Raw genomic sequence first — 16,186 nt, 5'->3', positions numbered from 1 at the left:
ATATCTTTTACACAAAAAGTTAATTTTCTAACTGAATAATGCAGTAGGATTAGTTGGCTTGACAAGGAGCCTCTGTGAGAAAGATTTCTTTGTCAGGTAGCTAGCATCCTTTAATGAATATGGTCAGACAAGACAATTAGGAACAAATAAATAAGTATCTCATGCTACTGTGAAATATGTTATAAAAAGATGTGCATTGAAAAACACGCTTATATTTGGAGGGAATTAGCTATAATATTTCTTAAACTCTAAAACAAGACTGCTGAACAAATAATTGAATTTATTATGTTATGCACTAACGGGCTGTGAATGGAATATCCACTTTATAATAGCTCTTTATTTTTTTTATAAGAACTCCTCAATGAAATAAAGTTTGAAGAGAACATAACAATACTTATACCTAATAATAAACCTGCTCCATCAATCCATTCATTTCTATTACCAGGGACTCCGGTAAAGACTAAACTCGCCAACAAAAACAATCCAATAAAAGTAGATATTCTAACAAGAATGACTTTTAATTCTTTTCTGTAAGACTTTTTGGTTGAGACCTCTGTATATTCAATACCTGATATTATATATCTTCCATACACATAAAAAAGAAAAATAGCAATGGAAGTTAATAAAACTACTTCGATGGTGAAATTAAAATATCTATTTAAAAAAAGCATAGCTATCAAGTAAACAAATAGGATTATCGCTCCTTCTGAAATAAAATGAAGCACCTTTTTTTCCTTATATTCATCTTCTGGCAATAAAAAAGATATCCATGTTTTCATTATTACTCCACCTCCCAAAATAATTCATCTAATGTTTTATTCAGTTCTATTGCTATCGAAATACAAAGCTTTAAGGATGGATTATATTCACCTTTTTCTATGAGTCCAATTGTTTGTCGAGTTACTCCAACCTTTTTTGCTAATTGTTCTTGGTTAATTGAAGACTTTATTCTCGAAATTTTTACGTTATTTCTCATAAGTTCACCCACTTAATGTTACATATATATTACATATGCAATTTATATATTACATAATAAATATAAAAGAGTCAACTTTCTTCTACAATTAACCAAATTGTAGAATGAAAAAACGTTATTTAATGAATAGTATCAAATACGTATCCACCCTTAAGGTGTTCACTACAGTTTTGAATTAATCTAGTGTACGTATACTAAAAGATACTTTTCACCAGACTAAAAAAATAATTAAGTCGTACAAATAAACAAAGACTAAATCAATAATAGATCTTGATCGACAGGGACATAAAAAATGCCAGGATATATTATTAAAAGTTAATATCCTGACATTCAATCTGTGACAGTTAGCTTCACAAAGCTATTTCTGATTTAAGTGCTGTTTTAAATCATTAGATATAGTTTCTAGAAAATCTTCTTTAAATTCTACGTAATAGATTTCATTTATCAATTTCTCTTCCAACCCATCCTTCATATCGATAACGTTTATTGATTTAGAGCTTTCACTCAATTCAATTTGATTATTTATGTCACGTGGAATATTAGTTTCACTTTTTTCAAGTAGACTTTTAAATTTGGAGATAGATAATCGTTCTTTTATCAAGTTTCCAATTTCATTTTTTTGAATAATATCGACTTTTTCACTATCTTTTGTGATTCCTAGTACTGTGTAAATTTCTTCTATTGGTATAACGGAATAATAATCAATAGGAAGATCGAATAAGTTTGATACAGTGGCCAATACTGGTTCAGGCTCTAAATTAATAGCACTAGCATGGAGCAGTTTATCCTTAGCTACTACTTTTCCTACAGGATTAAAAATATCAACATACGTATCAGGAGGAATAGATATTAAATTGATCAAATCATTATTACTATTATAAGTGATTAATATATTTAAATCACTTCCACGATTACCTGAATCTTTGCTCATTAATAATGCTGAAAACGAAATGTCCTCTTGTTCAGTCGCTTGTTGTTTGTCCGTATTTTCTTGGCTTATTTCATTAGTAGTATTTAAATTAGGTAAAAGTAAGCCGATTGCTATGATCAAAGCTATTGCAGTACCTAATATCGGAGCTAAATAACCTTTTTTAATACGAATGAAAGTATTGTTACTGTGTTTTCTCTTCTTTTTTTCCTGAATTTTGTTGATTGTTTTCTTTCTGTCCTCTTTACTAAAGATTAACTCTTCCTCATCCATATATGAAAATAACTCCTTTTTAAAATTGTTATCCATATATATTTGCCTCCTCCATTATGATTTTCAACCTTTGCTTAGCTCTAGTTAACCTTGTTTTAACAGTATTAATTTTTTGATCAGTTACTGTGGCTATTTCACTAATGGATAGAGATTCGTAGTAATAAAGAAAAATAACTTCTCGATACTTTTCAGGCAGAGAAAATATAATTTTTTTAATTTCTTCGTGCTCTGAATTTTTTACTACTTTCTCTTCTGTGGAAGGAAACATGGACTTAACAGCATTCCCAAAAAAACTTTTCGCATGAACTTTTCTATAGTTCCAGCTTTTCAAATAATCTTTGCACTGATTAACTGTGATTCTATACAACCATGTTTTAATTGCTGATTCGAAACGAAAGTTATCTAAGTTCTCGTAACATTTGATGAACGTATTTTGAACCATATCCTTTGCAGTCTCTTTGTCTTTTACGTAGTTAAATGCCAACCTAACCAAATCACTCCCATGCTCTATCATAATTTGTTCTAGTAAATCTTCTTTCTCACTGATCTCCATAACTGCCCTCTTTTCTACTCTACATTTCAATAATTCGACCCTTAGACGATAGTCGATTTAATATTGTTTCAGAATTTGTTTGGATTATTTTTAAATCTTATCCGTAATTTTAATAAACTTATATACTTTTTTAGAGAGAAACGAAGGAAAAATTTCTATATGTGTAGAAATTATATAAATTCATAAAACACTGTAGAAGCCTATTATACCAATCGATAAGCTAATACCTTTAGATGGAATTTCATAAAAAAATAAAAAAGTTTTTAAAAAAAGTGATCCATTTTGGAAAACACTCCGTTAGCTAAGTAGAAAACAAAATAAAAAAATTAAAAGGAGTGTTTTCATGAATTTGAAAAAGACAGCAATAGCCATTACGTTGAGTGTACCATTACTCATCCCGACGACAGCAGGAGTTGTACAAGCAGAAACAGCAACAGAAACACCTACAGTAAAAACAGCGGCGGTGGATTTACGCTCTGATTTAGGACATCTGTTAAGTGAACACGCATTTTTAGCAATTGAAGCAATGCGTAACGGATCAGAAGGTACTGCAGATTTTGAAGGTTCTGTTGCAGCACTAAATGCGAATACAGAGGATTTATCAGGAGCTATCTCATCTGTATACGGTGAAGAAGCAGGAAATGCATTTAATGATATGTGGAGTGAACACATTGGTTATTTCGTAGATTACGTTAATGCAACAGCAGAAGAAGATGAAGCAGCAAAACAAGCAGCATTAGATGAATTATCGGAATATAGAGAAGATTTCTCTCAATTTTTAGAGAGTGCAACGGAAGAAAGATTAGAAGCTGATTCTCTAGCGGAAGGTTTACAAATGCACGTAGATCAATTAATCGGAGCTTTTGACAGCTATGTAGCTGGAGATTATGAAAAAGCTTATACGTATGAAAGAGAAGCAATTGGTCATATGCATATGGTAGCAAAAGGTTTATCATCTGCCATTGTTGATCAGTTCCCTGAAGAATTTAATAATACCAAAGCAGTTACACCAGCTGGAGATTTAAGAGCAGACTTAAATCACCTAATGTCAGAACACGCTGGCATAGCTACAATTGCTATGCAAAATGGTATTGATGGGTCAGAAGATTTCGAAGCATCTGTACAAGCTTTAAGCATGAATACAGACGACCTTAGTGCAGCAATTGCTTCCGTATATGGTGAAGAAGCAGGAGAGCAATTTAAACAAATGTGGTCAGATCACATTGGTTACTTCGTTCAATATGTAGAGGCAACTGGTGCTGAAGATGAAGCAGCAAAAGAAGCGGCACTTGAAGAGTTAGCACAGTATCGTGACGACTTCTCTTCCTTTATTGCAACAGCTACTGAAGGAGAAGTTCCACAAGAAGGTTTAGCAGAAGGACTACAAATGCACGTAGATCAATTGATTGCAGCTTTCGATAGCTATGTAGCAGAAGATTACGATGAAGCATTTTCAAGTATTCGCGAAGCTTATGGTCATATGTACGGTGCATCTGAGACGCTTTCTGGTGGGATTGTAATGCAATTCCCTGATAAATTCCAATCAGAAATGCCATCTGATATGCCTAAAACAGGTCTAGGTGGAGCAAGTAATGATTCAATGTCATGGGCTTGGGCAAGCTTAAGTGGCTTCATGGTTCTTATTACAGCAATGGTTTTCCTTCGTCAGAGAAGAGAAACTGACAAGTAAAACATTTTTTGCCCCATCTAGTATTAATGGATGGGGCATTACTTGTCTATAGGAGTGGTGAAGAATGAAAAGGATATGTTGGATTATATTAATCTTCTTACTTTTTCTAACAGCTTGTGCTAGTTCCGGTGATGAACAAGCATCTGTAGATAGTCAGGAAGTTAACGCAAAGGAAACGGCAGAAGAAAAGCCCGAAGTGGACAAAGCAAAGAGCGAACAATTAGAAACAGAAGATAAAAAAGAAAATGAAAATGAAAAAGAACAAGAGCAAGAGAAAGTAAAGACTGTTGATACGAGTGATATTCCTATTTTAAAAGATGAGAATTTAGGAATTGATCCTATGCGAATTGAAATACCATCTATAAGTGTAGATGCTCATATTGAAAAAGTGGGTAGAATTGAGAATGGTCAAATGGGTGTGCCAGAAAATGTAGACAATACAGGTTGGTTTGAACCTGGCACGAAACCTGGTGATAGGGGCAGTGCAGTAATAGCAGGACACGTAGATGATAGAACGGGTCCATCTGTATTTTATGAGTTAGATAGTCTTGAGGTTGGCGATGAAGTTATCATTAAAGACGAAAATGATAAAAAAATAACATTTGAAGTGGTTGGAATGGAATCCTTCCAAAGAAATGGTGCACCAGTATCTGAAATTTTCGGTTACACTTCTCGCCGAATGCTCAACTTAATCACTTGTACTGGTGATTTCGATAAGGCAGCTGGTACACATGAGGAAAGATTGGTAGTTTATACAGAGTTAGTAAGTAGCCAATAATAATTAGAATTAAATAAGAGTGATAAATAAGCTTATATCTTATGATATAGGCTTGTTTTTTTGGCAATTACGAGAACGCAGACGAATTCAGTCTTTAGCTATTTGAATTATTTCTTTAATAAACGGTTCCTTTTCTTTCGTGTAAGTTGGTCGATCATATTTATATTTAGAAGCAAGTTCACTTTTTAGCAAAGCATAATCTTTGGCCACTTTAGGGTTTTCTCTTAGATAATCTCGAAATAATAGTTTCTCAGTCCATTCATAACTATTCATTTTACAAATATGCAAATGACAAATGCTCGTCTCTCCAGAATCCTTTTTAAAAAAATATCTATCTTTTAATTCGGGTTTTGGAATGTATTCAAATTCAATTTCGCTTAGAGCAGTAATAAAAGTTGATACAAGGTTTAGATCATCAACACCTATCATAATATCTATGATTGGTTTAGCTAATAATCCCTTAATGGAAGTACTCCCGATATGTTCAATATCTTTTATTTTATCACCTATAACACCTATAATTTGCTTTTTTTCAAAATCAAATAGTTTTTCCCAATCAGAATTATAATCACTTAAATGTACAACCGGATTTGACATTATTACCCCCACCACATAGCTAAAACAAATAATGACCAACATGAAGTGAGCAAACCAATTCCTAAAATTACAGGTAAATATAAATCTATCTTATCTTTTTCAATTCTTTTTTTCTTGTAAAGAAGGTATGTATACACAAATGAACTTAAATATAAGAATACGCTTGTAAATGTCAAAATAGTTAAATAAAAAATCGGAGAGATTTTAATGAAATTTTCATTCAAAAAATCCGCTACGCTTTGACCATATATGCCAAGGTAAGTTGCGATAATTAAATTTCCAAATATTATAGTAGTAGCATTTCTCATATATAGCACCTCAAATCAAAAGTAAGAAAACCGTAAGAAATATAATCCTTAAAGTAAAAGTTGGTGTTTTAACAATGAGGATATTTATCGTTCTAGAATACTATAATACAATTAAATACCTTATACTATTACTCGCTGTATAATAACTTTGACTTCAAAGTTATTAATAATCTTTCTGAATAATTAACCGTAATTTAGATTGTTTATTTAATAGTGTTGCATAATCGTTCAACCACTTGATAAGTCAGAATAGTCTAAGATATTAGATTGATAAGAATGTATTTTTCCTCTTAATTCAACTAATTCGTTTTCTGTTTCTTTATTTACATCAGCATTTAATGCTCTACCGATATATTCTAATAACAAGGTTTTTTCTAAGCTAATTTCACTTTTAATTAGAGTAATAAAACCTTCGCTAATATCACCGCTTTTTTGTTGTTTATCAAATTGTTGTAAAGCATCATGCCACATTTTAAAATAATCTATATTATCTTCTTTCGACTTTTCTGCTAAATCTAGTGCGATTTTAGCATGTTTGAGAGCAGTCGAAGGTTCAAATAATACGTCTAATGTTGACAGATTAAGGTATGAAGTAGCGTCTGCTTCGAGTTCGACCACTTTTTGTCTCACGTTAAAGGCTTTTTGAAAGTCTTCCTGAAGAACGTGGGTATTTGCTAATCTATGCCAAGCAAGGGCGTTATCTGGTTCAAGTTCTATTACTTTTTTATACTTAGAAATTGCTTTTTTATATTGTTGATCGTGGTAATATCGTAATCCTAAATTTAGATTAGCTGTCGGATCTTCCTCATTTTCTTTTAAATAGATTTCTAGTTTTTCTATTTGAGATTCATTCGACCTTGCACCTTGTTGATAAATTTTATCTTTTCCTTGAAAGAGATTTATAGTGATTATTCCTGAGATTATAATAATAGAAATTACAATAAATGTAAGTGTGCTTTTTTTAGTCATTTTATGAACCATCCTTTAATTCAAACCTGTTAAAAAAAATCGTGCTACAAATAATAAAAGTCAGTAAATACAAGATACACACTAGAACTGTTTTTATAGCTTCAAGATAAGGGATCTCAAGAAAAGAAAATGCAGTATAAAACATTACCCCCTTACCAATAAAAATATAGTCTGTAAGCCAATCTGGAGAAGGAATTAGTATATAGAACATTAATAAACCTATAGCAATTAGCATGGTCAAACCTTGGTTTCGAACTATTAAAGCAACTAAAAATGCAAAAGAACCAAACGATATTAAAAATACTAATGTGGATAATGTAATTAACATCATCCGGCCAAATACATTCAACGTACCTAGTTGTTCATAATCAATATAGATAATGGAACTGATAGGAAGTAAATATGCTATGAAGAAAGCTGTCAAAACTGTAATCAAAAAAGCAACAGAGAAAACAATGCTTGATGCTAAAAATTTACCAATAATTATATTTTGTCTTGTATAAACAGATCCAATTACCATTTTTATAGTTTTATCTTGAAATTCTTTCGTAATAATGGAAGAAAAAAACGCGATAGAAACTGTTGGAAAGAATATATCTGAATTAAAGGCAAATACCTGATATATCAAAGAAAATAAATTGATTTCATTTGGATCTCTATTATAGAACATAAATAATAGTGCAACTATAATAAATAAAAATAACGAAACAACTAAAAATATGTATTGTTTAGATTTTATGATCTTATAAAGTTCTATTTTCATTACCTCTATCAAACTATTCACCTTCTTTTGTTTTATAAAAAATTCTCAAATGAAAGTTCAACTTTTTCAATATCGGAAATATGAATATTATTATCCATTATAAATTTCAACGTACTATTTAAGTCGGTATGTGAAATCTCTATCGATATACACTCTTTTGATTTGTGTAGCGGATAATAGGGTTCCAATTTGTTTTGTGTTTCTGGTGTTTCTTTAAAGTAAATTAGATATTGTTGAGATTTTGCAGTAGATAGTGAATCAGTATTTATCAATTCTCCGTTTTCAATCATAATATAGTGATCACAGATATTTTTGATTTCCTGCAATAAATGACTGGAGACAATAACAAGCTTTCCTTGACTTTTGAGTTGTAGAATGAACTTTTTAATTAAATTTATTCCCTTAATATCGATAGAGTTAGTAGGTTCATCTAAAATAACGATATCAGGATTATGGATAACTGCGCATGCAATTCCTAATTTTTGTTTCATTCCCATGGAATAATTCTTAGTTTTTTTATGTAAAAAAGGGGTGATGTCTAACATAGTAGCGAGACTGTTTATTTGCTTATCATTTATAGGTTTACCATGTAATTTCAAAGCCAAATGAAGGTGCTCTTTTGCGGTTAAATATGGATATAAAACCGGTTCTTCGATTAGGTAACCAATTTCGTTTGCTACCTGTTGAAAATTATCATGTACATTTATATTATTTATTAGTACTTCACCTTCAGAGGGTTTTAATAAATTACTGATAATTTTTAAAAGTGTACTCTTACCAGCACCATTTGAGCCGATTAATCCAATGATTTCTCCAGTATTCATTTTTAAGTTAATACCAGTTAATATTTTGTGGCTTTTAATGTTTTTATGGATATCGATTAGTTCAAGAACTTCCAATTCTATTCTTCCTTTCGTTATAACAACTGGAGATAGAGGTTTTCTAGTTCCAATTATACCTTATATTTACAATTAATCCAGTTGTGATTTAATTGGTAATTATGTTGAAAGTTTTTCTAATTAATATTTTTCGATTATGATATGATTTTGACGCTTTATCTGGTAAATAAAATCGATAGTTTATAATCTTCCGAATTTAAATAAGATTTAAAAAAACTTTCACCATGCAGCAAATGTATCAATTGCTGTATGGTGAAGACTATTTGCTTATATATTTTTTTAGTGTAGTGGTCCGACACATGAGAATATTGTTAAATTAAAAGGGAATTAAAGGAATAATATAGAAGGTTTATAGTGAGGGCTGAATCAATATTATAAGTGAAGTGGAAAGCTTTCAATTATCTATTCGCGTTCGTAAACTAGGATTCTAATAAGATAAAAGATGGGTGAGTATGAATGAAAAAGTTTGTTAAAAACAATATACTAAGGATTATAACAACTCTATTGCTAATAATAATTTTTTGTTTACCCGCGTTAAATTATATTTCAAGCTATTTAGCTACAGCATTGGGAATAGTTACGTTAATAATATATTTTATAATTGAGCATTATGAAAAGAAAGCGTAATTGAGCCTTACCAGATAACAAAGACTGAATAATTTTAAAAAAAGAATCAAATTTAGTTATTACCAGTAGTTTAAGGTATTGAATAAAAATGGTAGCCGTATATCGATGGAATAACTTCTATTACTTTAATGGAAAATTATCGACTCTTTTCAAAAAAAGTTAGCGAAATTTGATCATTTACTGTGACTTCTCTTGTTTTTTCAAATCCATTCTTTATGTAAAAATTAACTGCTGGAGTATTTTTAGAGCCTGTTGCTACTTGTATAGTTCTAAAGTCAAAGGTGCTTTCGAGAAGATTCAAAAGTGCTTGAGCCATTCCTTTCCCGAAATGATTTGGGTGAACAATTAACCGATGAATATCAACCACCTTATTGTCTAGTTTTATTGAAATTACTGCGCAAAGTTCATTATTCAAATAATAACCATAAAAATTTTCGTTGCATTGTTACAATGTATCCACGGTATCTTTTAGTAGAGGTATGTCATAAGAACCGATCAATTCAGCTTCTACTCTATAGGCTGGAATTTGGATGCCTAACACTTGTTCAGCATTCTTTCTTTCACTTATACAAATCTCTTTAATCAAGCTAACCCCTCATTTATTCTCTTTTTTCTACCGCAAAACTGCTTAGTTCATATACTAATGGTGAGATCCTTAATTTTGGGAAAATGCTATCGTGCACAAATTCATAAACTATTAATCCTCTAACAGAATATTAAATTGCTCCACATAAACTGCATTTCCAGTAATTCTCACATCAAAAAGTTCCTTATTTTTTGAAACTTGGACAACCACCTGACCATTTTTCCAATTTCATGGCCTTGTTCCACTGTAAGGATTAATGGTTCTTTCCTATTGTTTTTAATGTAAGTTGCATAAAAAGCGGCCATCACTCCTGAAGCGGTTCCGGTTACCGCATCTTCGATAGTTCCTGAATAAGGGGAGGAGAAGTGTCTGGCATGCATATCAGCATTAGTATCATAGGTTTCAAGACAAAATGGGTGAACCGAGGCGTGAGGCATTTCTTTTAAAATTGCCGGAAATTGTTTATTATGTGGGTTCATTTTTTGAAAACTGTTAAGTCGTTTAATCGGTACGAGCAAAGTCCAAGTGCCTGTGCTTCCATAAAGAAGAGGTAACTCAGGATGAAGATCTGACTCTTTTAACCCAATTGCGTTCGCTAAATCTCCTTTTGAACCTCTGAATTCCTTGAATTGGGGAGAAGCCTGTTTCATCGTTATAGATATTTCACCACCAATAGATTTATTAATTTCAATTGGAAGAATCCCAGCATTTGTTTCAATTGTTAACTCATGTTTATCTCCTAATAGTCCTTTTGTTGTTAAAGCAAACACAGTAGCGATTGTTGCATGTCCGCATAAATCCATTTCATGCCCCGGTGTGAAAAATCTAATTCTTAGATCCGCTACCTCTGATTCAATAGGAAAAGCTGTTTCATTAAATCCAACTTTGAAAGCAATCTTCTGCATTTCTGCTACTGTTAAGTCACTACCATTCAACACTACTCCTGCAGGATTTCCTTTATTAGGCTCTTTACTAAAAGCATCATAATGATAAACCAATACTGATTTCATAATCTATCCCCCAATTTTTAATAGAATTTTAATTATTTAGCATGAATTTTCGGCAAACTTCTCTGGTCTATATTTAAATTAAAAGATGATTACCTTTTGTTCAGCAATTACTTCAGATTATAGTTTGCAATGTATTAAGATATTTTTTTATTTTTCCAATAGTTGTCGATAACATATACAAGAAAACATGAAGTGCCAATTAAAAGAAAAACTCCAACAAAACTGACAGAAAATCCATTCTTGTGTGGAGTTATAGCATTTAATATATCAGTATTTAACAAATAACCAATAAAATAATATATACCGTAAGTAGATAACATAACTAACCAGGTTAGGTATATTAAATTTCTCTTTCTAAGCTTTGACGCCATTATATATTTCACCTCAAATCGCAGTATTACCAGAAAATATGTTTCATAGTTTAAGGCTTAATGTTTTAAAAGTCATTGCATTTCCGATTTAGTATTCTCTCTATATTTCTGCAGTAATAACAACTTTTTTTCATTAGTTTTTTAAATTATACTTCTGTTCTCACGCTTCTTTAATCCCAAAGGCTATCCATCTCCGGTCAATATCTTCAACTACAAATTCTTTATTATTATAATCAGTATTATGTAGAGACCGAACTATCGTCACTTTAGATTTGACCAACTGTTCTTGAAGTTCCTCTTGATTTTTGGTGATAAAGTAAGCATCGTAGCCGGAGCCATATAATTCCCTATTCGGAATTACCTTCTGTCCGTTCGTTTCTATTAAAATAATCTCTACTGCATCAAGGTATAAACAAATATGAGGTTCGCTACTATTCAAATAATGAACAGCCTTAAATCCTATTTTATGCTCATAAAAGTTTGCGGTTTGAATTATATCTGGTGTTGGAAAGATACAGTGAGAGTCTATGAAGAGGTTTTTCATTTTCTTTCTCCTTAAATGTTGCGCAGCTTCTTAAATGCTTCTTTTGCGAGCCTATTTTCACTATAAAAGTCGCTGGCAAGATTGGTTTTTTATAAAATGAATTATACCTTATATTGTTAATTAATTCAGCAGTGATAAGAAAGGGAGTTACTGTTCATCTGTTTAAGGAGATAAAAATTTATACTTAAAAAAAGAGGTTTCTTCTATCTTATATTTTTATGCGTTTGATTAGATAGACTTTTCCTTTTATTATAAAAATTTCTAAAAACCTCTTGCAAAGTAAATAATAATTGATATATACTAATTTGTATTGATAATGATTATCATTATTATTACTAGGAGGTGAGAAAAGATGACTAAATTTTTGTTTCGAAAAAATATTTTTAATATTTTGACGATTTTATTACTTTCCATGCTGCTACTTGCTGCTTGTGGAAATGAAGATAATGAATCTCAAGCGAACGAAGAGGAAGAAAATGACACGGTAGCAACTGATTCAAATGAAGAAGAGGAAACAGCTAATACACGGGAAGTAGAGCATGCAATGGGTACCACTACTATCGAAGGAAAACCTGAAAGAATTGTCACGTTGTATCAAGGTGCAACTGATGCCGCTGTTGCTTTTGGTATCACACCAGTTGGTGCAGTAGAGTCGTGGTTGCAACAGCCATTTTATGATTATCTTAAGGACGATTTAACTGATGTTACGGTTGTAGGACAGGAAACACAACCAAATTTAGAGGAAATTGCAAACCTGAAGCCCGATTTAATTATTGCTTCTAATATCCGCCATGAAGAAATTTATGATCAGCTTTCAGCTATCGCTCCAACAGTGTCACATGAGACTGTTTATGCGTTTAAGGAGACTGTCTCCTTGATGGGTGAAGCGATGGGGGAAGAAGAGAAAGCTACTGAAATCCTAGATGACTGGAATAATAGAGTAGAAGACTTTAAAGGCAAAGTCGAAGAGAAGTACCAAGACGAGTGGCCGTTTCATGCATCTGTATTAAATTTCAGGGCTGATCACGCTAGAATCTATGTAACTGGTTTTGCTGGTTCAATTTTAAGTGAATTAGGATTTAAGGGACCAAAGCAATTATCAGACGATTCGCAGGATGTATTAAAGCTAACGGATAAAGAAAGTATTACTGAAATGAATGCAGATGTATTTTATCTGTTTATGGAGGATGATCCAGCAGTGGAGTCTACATATAAAGAATGGACAGAGCATCCACTGTGGAAGGATTTAGATGCTGTTAAAAATGATGAAGTGCATCAAGTAGATGAGATTATTTGGAACATGGCCGGTGGGATTAAAGCTGCTAATTTGATGTTAGATGATTTATACGACCGATTTGATTTAGAAAAATAAATAGATTATCACAAGGTAGGATGAGCAACTTTCTCCTACCTTTATCTTTTTGAATAGGAATATGACGTATGAAAAGGGTGTTCACTACTAATGAATCCTTTATTTAGAAAAAAATATAAATGGATAGGACTTATAATCAGTTTTCTTATTTTTTTATTTGCCTTTATGTTAAGCCTTTCGCTTGGCCAAACATCGATCTCTGTGTCTATGACCTTAGATGCTATTTTTCATTATGATGAGACGGTGACGGAACATATTATTGTCATGACTTCGCGTTTAACCAGAGCTATCGTCGCTACGATAATCGGTTGTAGTCTAGCTATCGCTGGTGCAATGATGCAAGCTTTAACCAGAAATCCTCTTGCTGCACCTGATATATTTGGAATCAATGCTGGTGCGATTTTTTTCATTGTTTTTGCAGCTACTTTTTTTTCAGTAAATTCACTCGTTCATTATATGTGGATTGCCTTTATAGGCGCTGGAATTGCAGCTATTTCTGTATATGTTTTAGGCTCTTTAGGTAGTGGTGGTCTTGCTCCTATCAAAGTAGTCCTTGCTGGGGCAGCTATTTCTGCGTTATTTGTGTCTTTTACACAAGGTTTATTAGTCATAGATGAACAAAGGATTCAAAGCATCCTATTTTGGTTAGCAGGATCTGTTGCAGGTAGAAATTTGGACATGGTCTTACCAGTTTTGCCTTTTATACTGGCAGGGATAGTGCTAGCTATGCTACTGGGTAGTTCGATAAATGTTCTTTTATCGGGTGAGGATGTAGCAAAGGGACTTGGTCAAAAAATCATTGTACTCAAAATAATGATTGGAATAATCGTCGTTTTCCTTGCCGGGGGATCGGTAGCGATTGGTGGTTCGATTGGATTTGTCGGCTTAATTGTTCCGCATATGGTGCGTGGCTTAATTGGGCCAGATTATCGCTGGGTATTACCGTATAGCGCATTGTTTGGAGCTAGTTTACTGTTATTTGCGGATGTGGCAGCACGTTTTATCATTATGCCGCAAGAAGTACCCATTGGTGTTATGACGGCTTTTATTGGTACACCATTTTTTATATACATTGCTAGAAGGAGGTTGTAGCTTATGAAAAAAGAGCAATCTCAACCTTTATTTCATCTTTTTAAAAATAGAATAACATGGATTATTTTAAGTTTATTAGCATGCTTATTTATGGTTACAATCGTGAGTCTTTCAGTGGGAAGCACCTACATTTCACCAATAGAAATCTGGGGGCACTTTCTAGGTCAAGGTGGCGGAGAGTATGATTTTACCATCAATATGCTTCGATTACCGCGCTTAATTTTAGCATTTTTAGTTGGAGCGGCTTTAAGTGTTTCCGGACTAATTTTACAATCGATTATTCGTAATCCGTTAGCATCACCAGATATTATTGGAATTACAGCAGGAGCGTCAGTAGGTGCGATCACCTTTATAGTGTTCTTTGCAGGCACCATTAGTATATCTTGGTTACCTTTAGTTTCCATGTCCGGGGCATTGGTTGTAGCTGTTCTGGTTTACCTTTTAGCATGGAAGCAGGGTGTGACTCCGATTCGACTCGTGTTGGTTGGTATTGGAATCGCCGCTGCCATGAAAGCATTTGTAATGATGATGATTGTCGTAAGTGAGACAGCAGTCACTACGAAATCTTATTTGTGGTTAACTGGAAGCTTATATGGTGCAACGATGAAGGATGTAATTGGGATCCTGCCATGGGTGGTAGTGTTTATCCCATTAGCATTTTTACTTGCTAGAACAATCAGAGTACTAGAGTTAGGTGATGAACTTGCTACTAGCTTGGGTGTAAATGTTCAAGTAATTCGATTCTCCTTACTATTTGTCAGTGTGGTATTGGCAGGTTCTGCAGTAGCTTTTGCTGGAGGTATTGGATTCGTAGGATTGATAGCGCCCCATATAGCTAAAAAGCTAGCACCGAATGTATTTCATCTATTAGTTCCGATCGCCGGGTTAATTGGAGGACTAATGGTGATGGTGTCAGATTTGATCGCACGAACTGCCTTTTTACCATTAGATATTCCTGCTGGTGTTTTCACTGCCGGAATTGGTGCTCCATTTTTTATCTATTTACTATATCGTAATCGTCATATGTGATGTTATCTTAATGTTTAACAAGGGACTGAGTGAATTGAGGGAAGACTTAAGACAAGAATTAAAAGCATTCCAATTAGATTTTGAGCGTGGAGAAGGATTGGTGATGAAGCATTTGTTAGAAAGGGATATCTGTGTATCTTTTTTGAAAGAACAAATGGTGAATTGGGGTGCTCCCAATATCGTTGTCGCTGCCTCCATGTTTTCTAAACGATATGCGCTAATGGTTGCTTCTTCTAGCCTTTATACATTAGCGCTACATAACAAGGCAATGCACCTCCCAATACATAAAGTGAGTTGGAACAGTGAGGGGAAACTATATCTATCAAACAGTGCTAGAATAGTGCAAGATTTAAAGGATCAAGATAGAACAGAATCACGATATGAACTTTTCTACACTCTTTTTTCAGAAAATATCACTCCCATGATAGCGAACTTACAGGAGGTTTCACGTATAAAATCAGCTATACTTTGGGAAAATATAGCTGTACGAATTAATTCCATTTATAGAAAAATGCTAGCGCGTGATCTAGATGCAGCTACAATAGAACGGATCTACCAGGATTTTGAATACCTGAAGTATGCAGACGGTGCTTTATTTCATTTAAACACGAATCCGCTGACATCGTTTTTAAAAATAGGAATAGACTTAGAAGAAAATCCGCTACGAAAAACCTGTTGCCTTTTCCATCAATTGGATAAAAACAGGCCTGAAAAGAAGTGCTGTCTCAATTGTCCGCTTATATAATTAGAAAAATAGTGTTCAAAATTCCCAATTCTATATTTATCGCAAATTAACTTGTCATCTTCTGTCGAAAAACCCA

Annotated in this window: 17 protein-coding genes and 2 pseudogenes; 6 read left to right on the top strand and 13 right to left on the bottom strand. The window is 32.9% G+C overall.

Annotated elements, in window-relative coordinates; translation table 11 throughout:
* Positions 1–323: 323 nt before the first annotated feature.
* The 4 genes from DFR57_RS02880 to DFR57_RS02865 form a co-directional block, all read right to left on the bottom strand.
* Positions 324–779 carry a DUF3278 domain-containing protein gene (locus DFR57_RS02880; RefSeq protein WP_114351646.1) on the bottom strand — a complete coding sequence of 152 codons (456 nt, stop codon included), beginning with the start codon at positions 777–779 and terminating at the stop codon, positions 324–326.
* A 2-nt stretch (positions 780–781) separates the two neighbouring features.
* Positions 782–976 carry a helix-turn-helix transcriptional regulator gene (locus DFR57_RS02875; protein WP_114351645.1) on the bottom strand — a complete coding sequence of 65 codons (195 nt, stop codon included), beginning with the start codon at positions 974–976 and terminating at the stop codon, positions 782–784.
* Positions 977–1,334: 358 nt separating this feature from the next.
* Positions 1,335–2,213: an LCP family glycopolymer transferase gene (locus tag DFR57_RS02870; RefSeq protein ID WP_114351644.1), complete on the bottom strand. Its 879-nt coding sequence runs from the start codon at positions 2,211–2,213 to the stop codon at positions 1,335–1,337.
* The gene (locus tag DFR57_RS02865) at positions 2,206–2,730 is read right to left on the bottom strand and encodes a sigma-70 family RNA polymerase sigma factor (RefSeq protein ID WP_114351643.1); all 525 of its coding nucleotides are present in this window, start codon (positions 2,728–2,730) and stop codon (positions 2,206–2,208) included. Before DFR57_RS02865 ends, DFR57_RS02870 begins: the two co-directional genes overlap by 8 nt.
* A 343-nt stretch (positions 2,731–3,073) precedes the next feature.
* Between DFR57_RS02865 and DFR57_RS02860 the strand changes: the two genes are divergently transcribed.
* Complete coding sequence (locus DFR57_RS02860; protein ID WP_114351642.1) at positions 3,074–4,420, top strand: copper amine oxidase; 1,347 nt, start codon at positions 3,074–3,076, stop codon at positions 4,418–4,420.
* Positions 4,421–4,484: 64 nt separating this feature from the next.
* Positions 4,485–5,198, top strand: coding sequence for a class F sortase (locus DFR57_RS02855; RefSeq protein ID WP_114351641.1), 714 nt, complete (start codon positions 4,485–4,487; stop codon positions 5,196–5,198).
* A gap of 87 nt (positions 5,199–5,285) precedes the next feature.
* On the opposite strand, the gene DFR57_RS02850 is transcribed toward DFR57_RS02855, so the two are convergent.
* From DFR57_RS02850 to DFR57_RS02810, 9 genes and pseudogenes are all read right to left on the bottom strand, one after another.
* Positions 5,286–5,795 carry a GrpB family protein gene (locus DFR57_RS02850; RefSeq protein ID WP_114351640.1) on the bottom strand — a complete coding sequence of 170 codons (510 nt, stop codon included), beginning with the start codon at positions 5,793–5,795 and terminating at the stop codon, positions 5,286–5,288.
* Positions 5,796–5,797: 2 nt separating this feature from the next.
* Positions 5,798–6,103 carry a hypothetical protein gene (locus DFR57_RS02845; RefSeq protein ID WP_114351639.1) on the bottom strand — a complete coding sequence of 102 codons (306 nt, stop codon included), beginning with the start codon at positions 6,101–6,103 and terminating at the stop codon, positions 5,798–5,800.
* Positions 6,104–6,331: 228 nt separating this feature from the next.
* Positions 6,332–7,072 (bottom strand): tetratricopeptide repeat protein, encoded by a 741-nt coding sequence (locus DFR57_RS02840; protein ID WP_170132887.1) that lies wholly within the window; start codon positions 7,070–7,072, stop codon positions 6,332–6,334.
* Between the two features lies 1 nt (position 7,073).
* The gene (locus DFR57_RS02835; protein ID WP_114351637.1) at positions 7,074–7,847 is read right to left on the bottom strand and encodes an ABC transporter permease; all 774 of its coding nucleotides are present in this window, start codon (positions 7,845–7,847) and stop codon (positions 7,074–7,076) included.
* A gap of 20 nt (positions 7,848–7,867) precedes the next feature.
* Positions 7,868–8,734 carry an ABC transporter ATP-binding protein gene (locus DFR57_RS02830; RefSeq protein ID WP_114351636.1) on the bottom strand — a complete coding sequence of 289 codons (867 nt, stop codon included), beginning with the start codon at positions 8,732–8,734 and terminating at the stop codon, positions 7,868–7,870.
* 763 nt (positions 8,735–9,497) lie between these two features.
* A pseudogene (locus tag DFR57_RS18430) lies at positions 9,498–9,785 on the bottom strand (GNAT family N-acetyltransferase); the annotation flags it as partial.
* Between the two features lie 21 nt (positions 9,786–9,806).
* Positions 9,807–9,947 carry a hypothetical protein gene (locus tag DFR57_RS18425; RefSeq protein WP_245937366.1) on the bottom strand — a complete coding sequence of 47 codons (141 nt, stop codon included), beginning with the start codon at positions 9,945–9,947 and terminating at the stop codon, positions 9,807–9,809.
* A gap of 111 nt (positions 9,948–10,058) precedes the next feature.
* A pseudogene (locus DFR57_RS02820) lies at positions 10,059–10,957 on the bottom strand (PhzF family phenazine biosynthesis isomerase).
* A 531-nt stretch (positions 10,958–11,488) separates the two neighbouring features.
* Positions 11,489–11,872 carry a VOC family protein gene (locus DFR57_RS02810; RefSeq protein ID WP_114351634.1) on the bottom strand — a complete coding sequence of 128 codons (384 nt, stop codon included), beginning with the start codon at positions 11,870–11,872 and terminating at the stop codon, positions 11,489–11,491.
* A 352-nt stretch (positions 11,873–12,224) separates the two neighbouring features.
* Between DFR57_RS02810 and DFR57_RS02805 the strand changes: the two genes are divergently transcribed.
* The 4 genes from DFR57_RS02805 (at position 12,225) to DFR57_RS02790 (ending at position 16,110) form a co-directional block, all read left to right on the top strand.
* Positions 12,225–13,244 carry an ABC transporter substrate-binding protein gene (locus DFR57_RS02805; RefSeq protein ID WP_114351633.1) on the top strand — a complete coding sequence of 340 codons (1,020 nt, stop codon included), beginning with the start codon at positions 12,225–12,227 and terminating at the stop codon, positions 13,242–13,244.
* A gap of 90 nt (positions 13,245–13,334) precedes the next feature.
* A complete protein-coding gene (locus tag DFR57_RS02800) occupies positions 13,335–14,336 on the top strand; it encodes a FecCD family ABC transporter permease (protein ID WP_245937365.1) in 1,002 nt (333 codons plus the stop codon).
* A gap of 3 nt (positions 14,337–14,339) precedes the next feature.
* A complete protein-coding gene (locus tag DFR57_RS02795) occupies positions 14,340–15,365 on the top strand; it encodes a FecCD family ABC transporter permease (RefSeq protein ID WP_114351632.1) in 1,026 nt (341 codons plus the stop codon).
* Positions 15,366–15,375: 10 nt separating this feature from the next.
* Positions 15,376–16,110 carry an IucA/IucC family C-terminal-domain containing protein gene (locus DFR57_RS02790; protein WP_114351631.1) on the top strand — a complete coding sequence of 245 codons (735 nt, stop codon included), beginning with the start codon at positions 15,376–15,378 and terminating at the stop codon, positions 16,108–16,110.
* Positions 16,111–16,186 lie beyond the last annotated feature (76 nt).

Origin of the sequence: Saliterribacillus persicus (assembly GCF_003337485.1) — a bacterium.
Lineage (GTDB): Bacteria > Bacillota > Bacilli > Bacillales > Amphibacillaceae > Saliterribacillus > Saliterribacillus persicus.
The sequence above is the reverse complement of the archived record's forward strand: the minus strand, read 5'-3'. Positions and strand labels throughout refer to the sequence as shown.

Excerpts from the sequence above, each read along its gene's own strand:
- DFR57_RS02795 (WP_114351632.1), top strand. The coding sequence starts at position 14,340 with ATGAAAAAAGAGCAATCTCAACCTTTATTTCATCTTTTTAAAAATAGA.
- DFR57_RS02805 (WP_114351633.1), top strand. The coding sequence starts at position 12,225 with ATGACTAAATTTTTGTTTCGAAAAAATATTTTTAATATTTTGACGATT.
- DFR57_RS02875 (WP_114351645.1), bottom strand. The coding sequence starts at position 976 with ATGAGAAATAACGTAAAAATTTCGAGAATAAAGTCTTCAATTAACCAA.
- DFR57_RS02850 (WP_114351640.1), bottom strand. The coding sequence starts at position 5,795 with ATGTCAAATCCGGTTGTACATTTAAGTGATTATAATTCTGATTGGGAA.
- DFR57_RS02860 (WP_114351642.1), top strand. The coding sequence starts at position 3,074 with ATGAATTTGAAAAAGACAGCAATAGCCATTACGTTGAGTGTACCATTA.
- DFR57_RS02880 (WP_114351646.1), bottom strand. The coding sequence starts at position 779 with ATGAAAACATGGATATCTTTTTTATTGCCAGAAGATGAATATAAGGAA.
- DFR57_RS02855 (WP_114351641.1), top strand. The coding sequence starts at position 4,485 with ATGAAAAGGATATGTTGGATTATATTAATCTTCTTACTTTTTCTAACA.
- DFR57_RS02790 (WP_114351631.1), top strand. The coding sequence starts at position 15,376 with ATGTTTAACAAGGGACTGAGTGAATTGAGGGAAGACTTAAGACAAGAA.
- DFR57_RS02840 (WP_170132887.1), bottom strand. The coding sequence starts at position 7,072 with ATGACTAAAAAAAGCACACTTACATTTATTGTAATTTCTATTATTATA.
- DFR57_RS02845 (WP_114351639.1), bottom strand. The coding sequence starts at position 6,103 with ATGAGAAATGCTACTACTATAATATTTGGAAATTTAATTATCGCAACT.
- DFR57_RS02810 (WP_114351634.1), bottom strand. The coding sequence starts at position 11,872 with ATGAAAAACCTCTTCATAGACTCTCACTGTATCTTTCCAACACCAGAT.
- DFR57_RS02865 (WP_114351643.1), bottom strand. The coding sequence starts at position 2,730 with ATGGAGATCAGTGAGAAAGAAGATTTACTAGAACAAATTATGATAGAG.
- DFR57_RS02870 (WP_114351644.1), bottom strand. The coding sequence starts at position 2,213 with ATGGATAACAATTTTAAAAAGGAGTTATTTTCATATATGGATGAGGAA.
- DFR57_RS02800 (WP_245937365.1), top strand. The coding sequence starts at position 13,335 with ATGAATCCTTTATTTAGAAAAAAATATAAATGGATAGGACTTATAATC.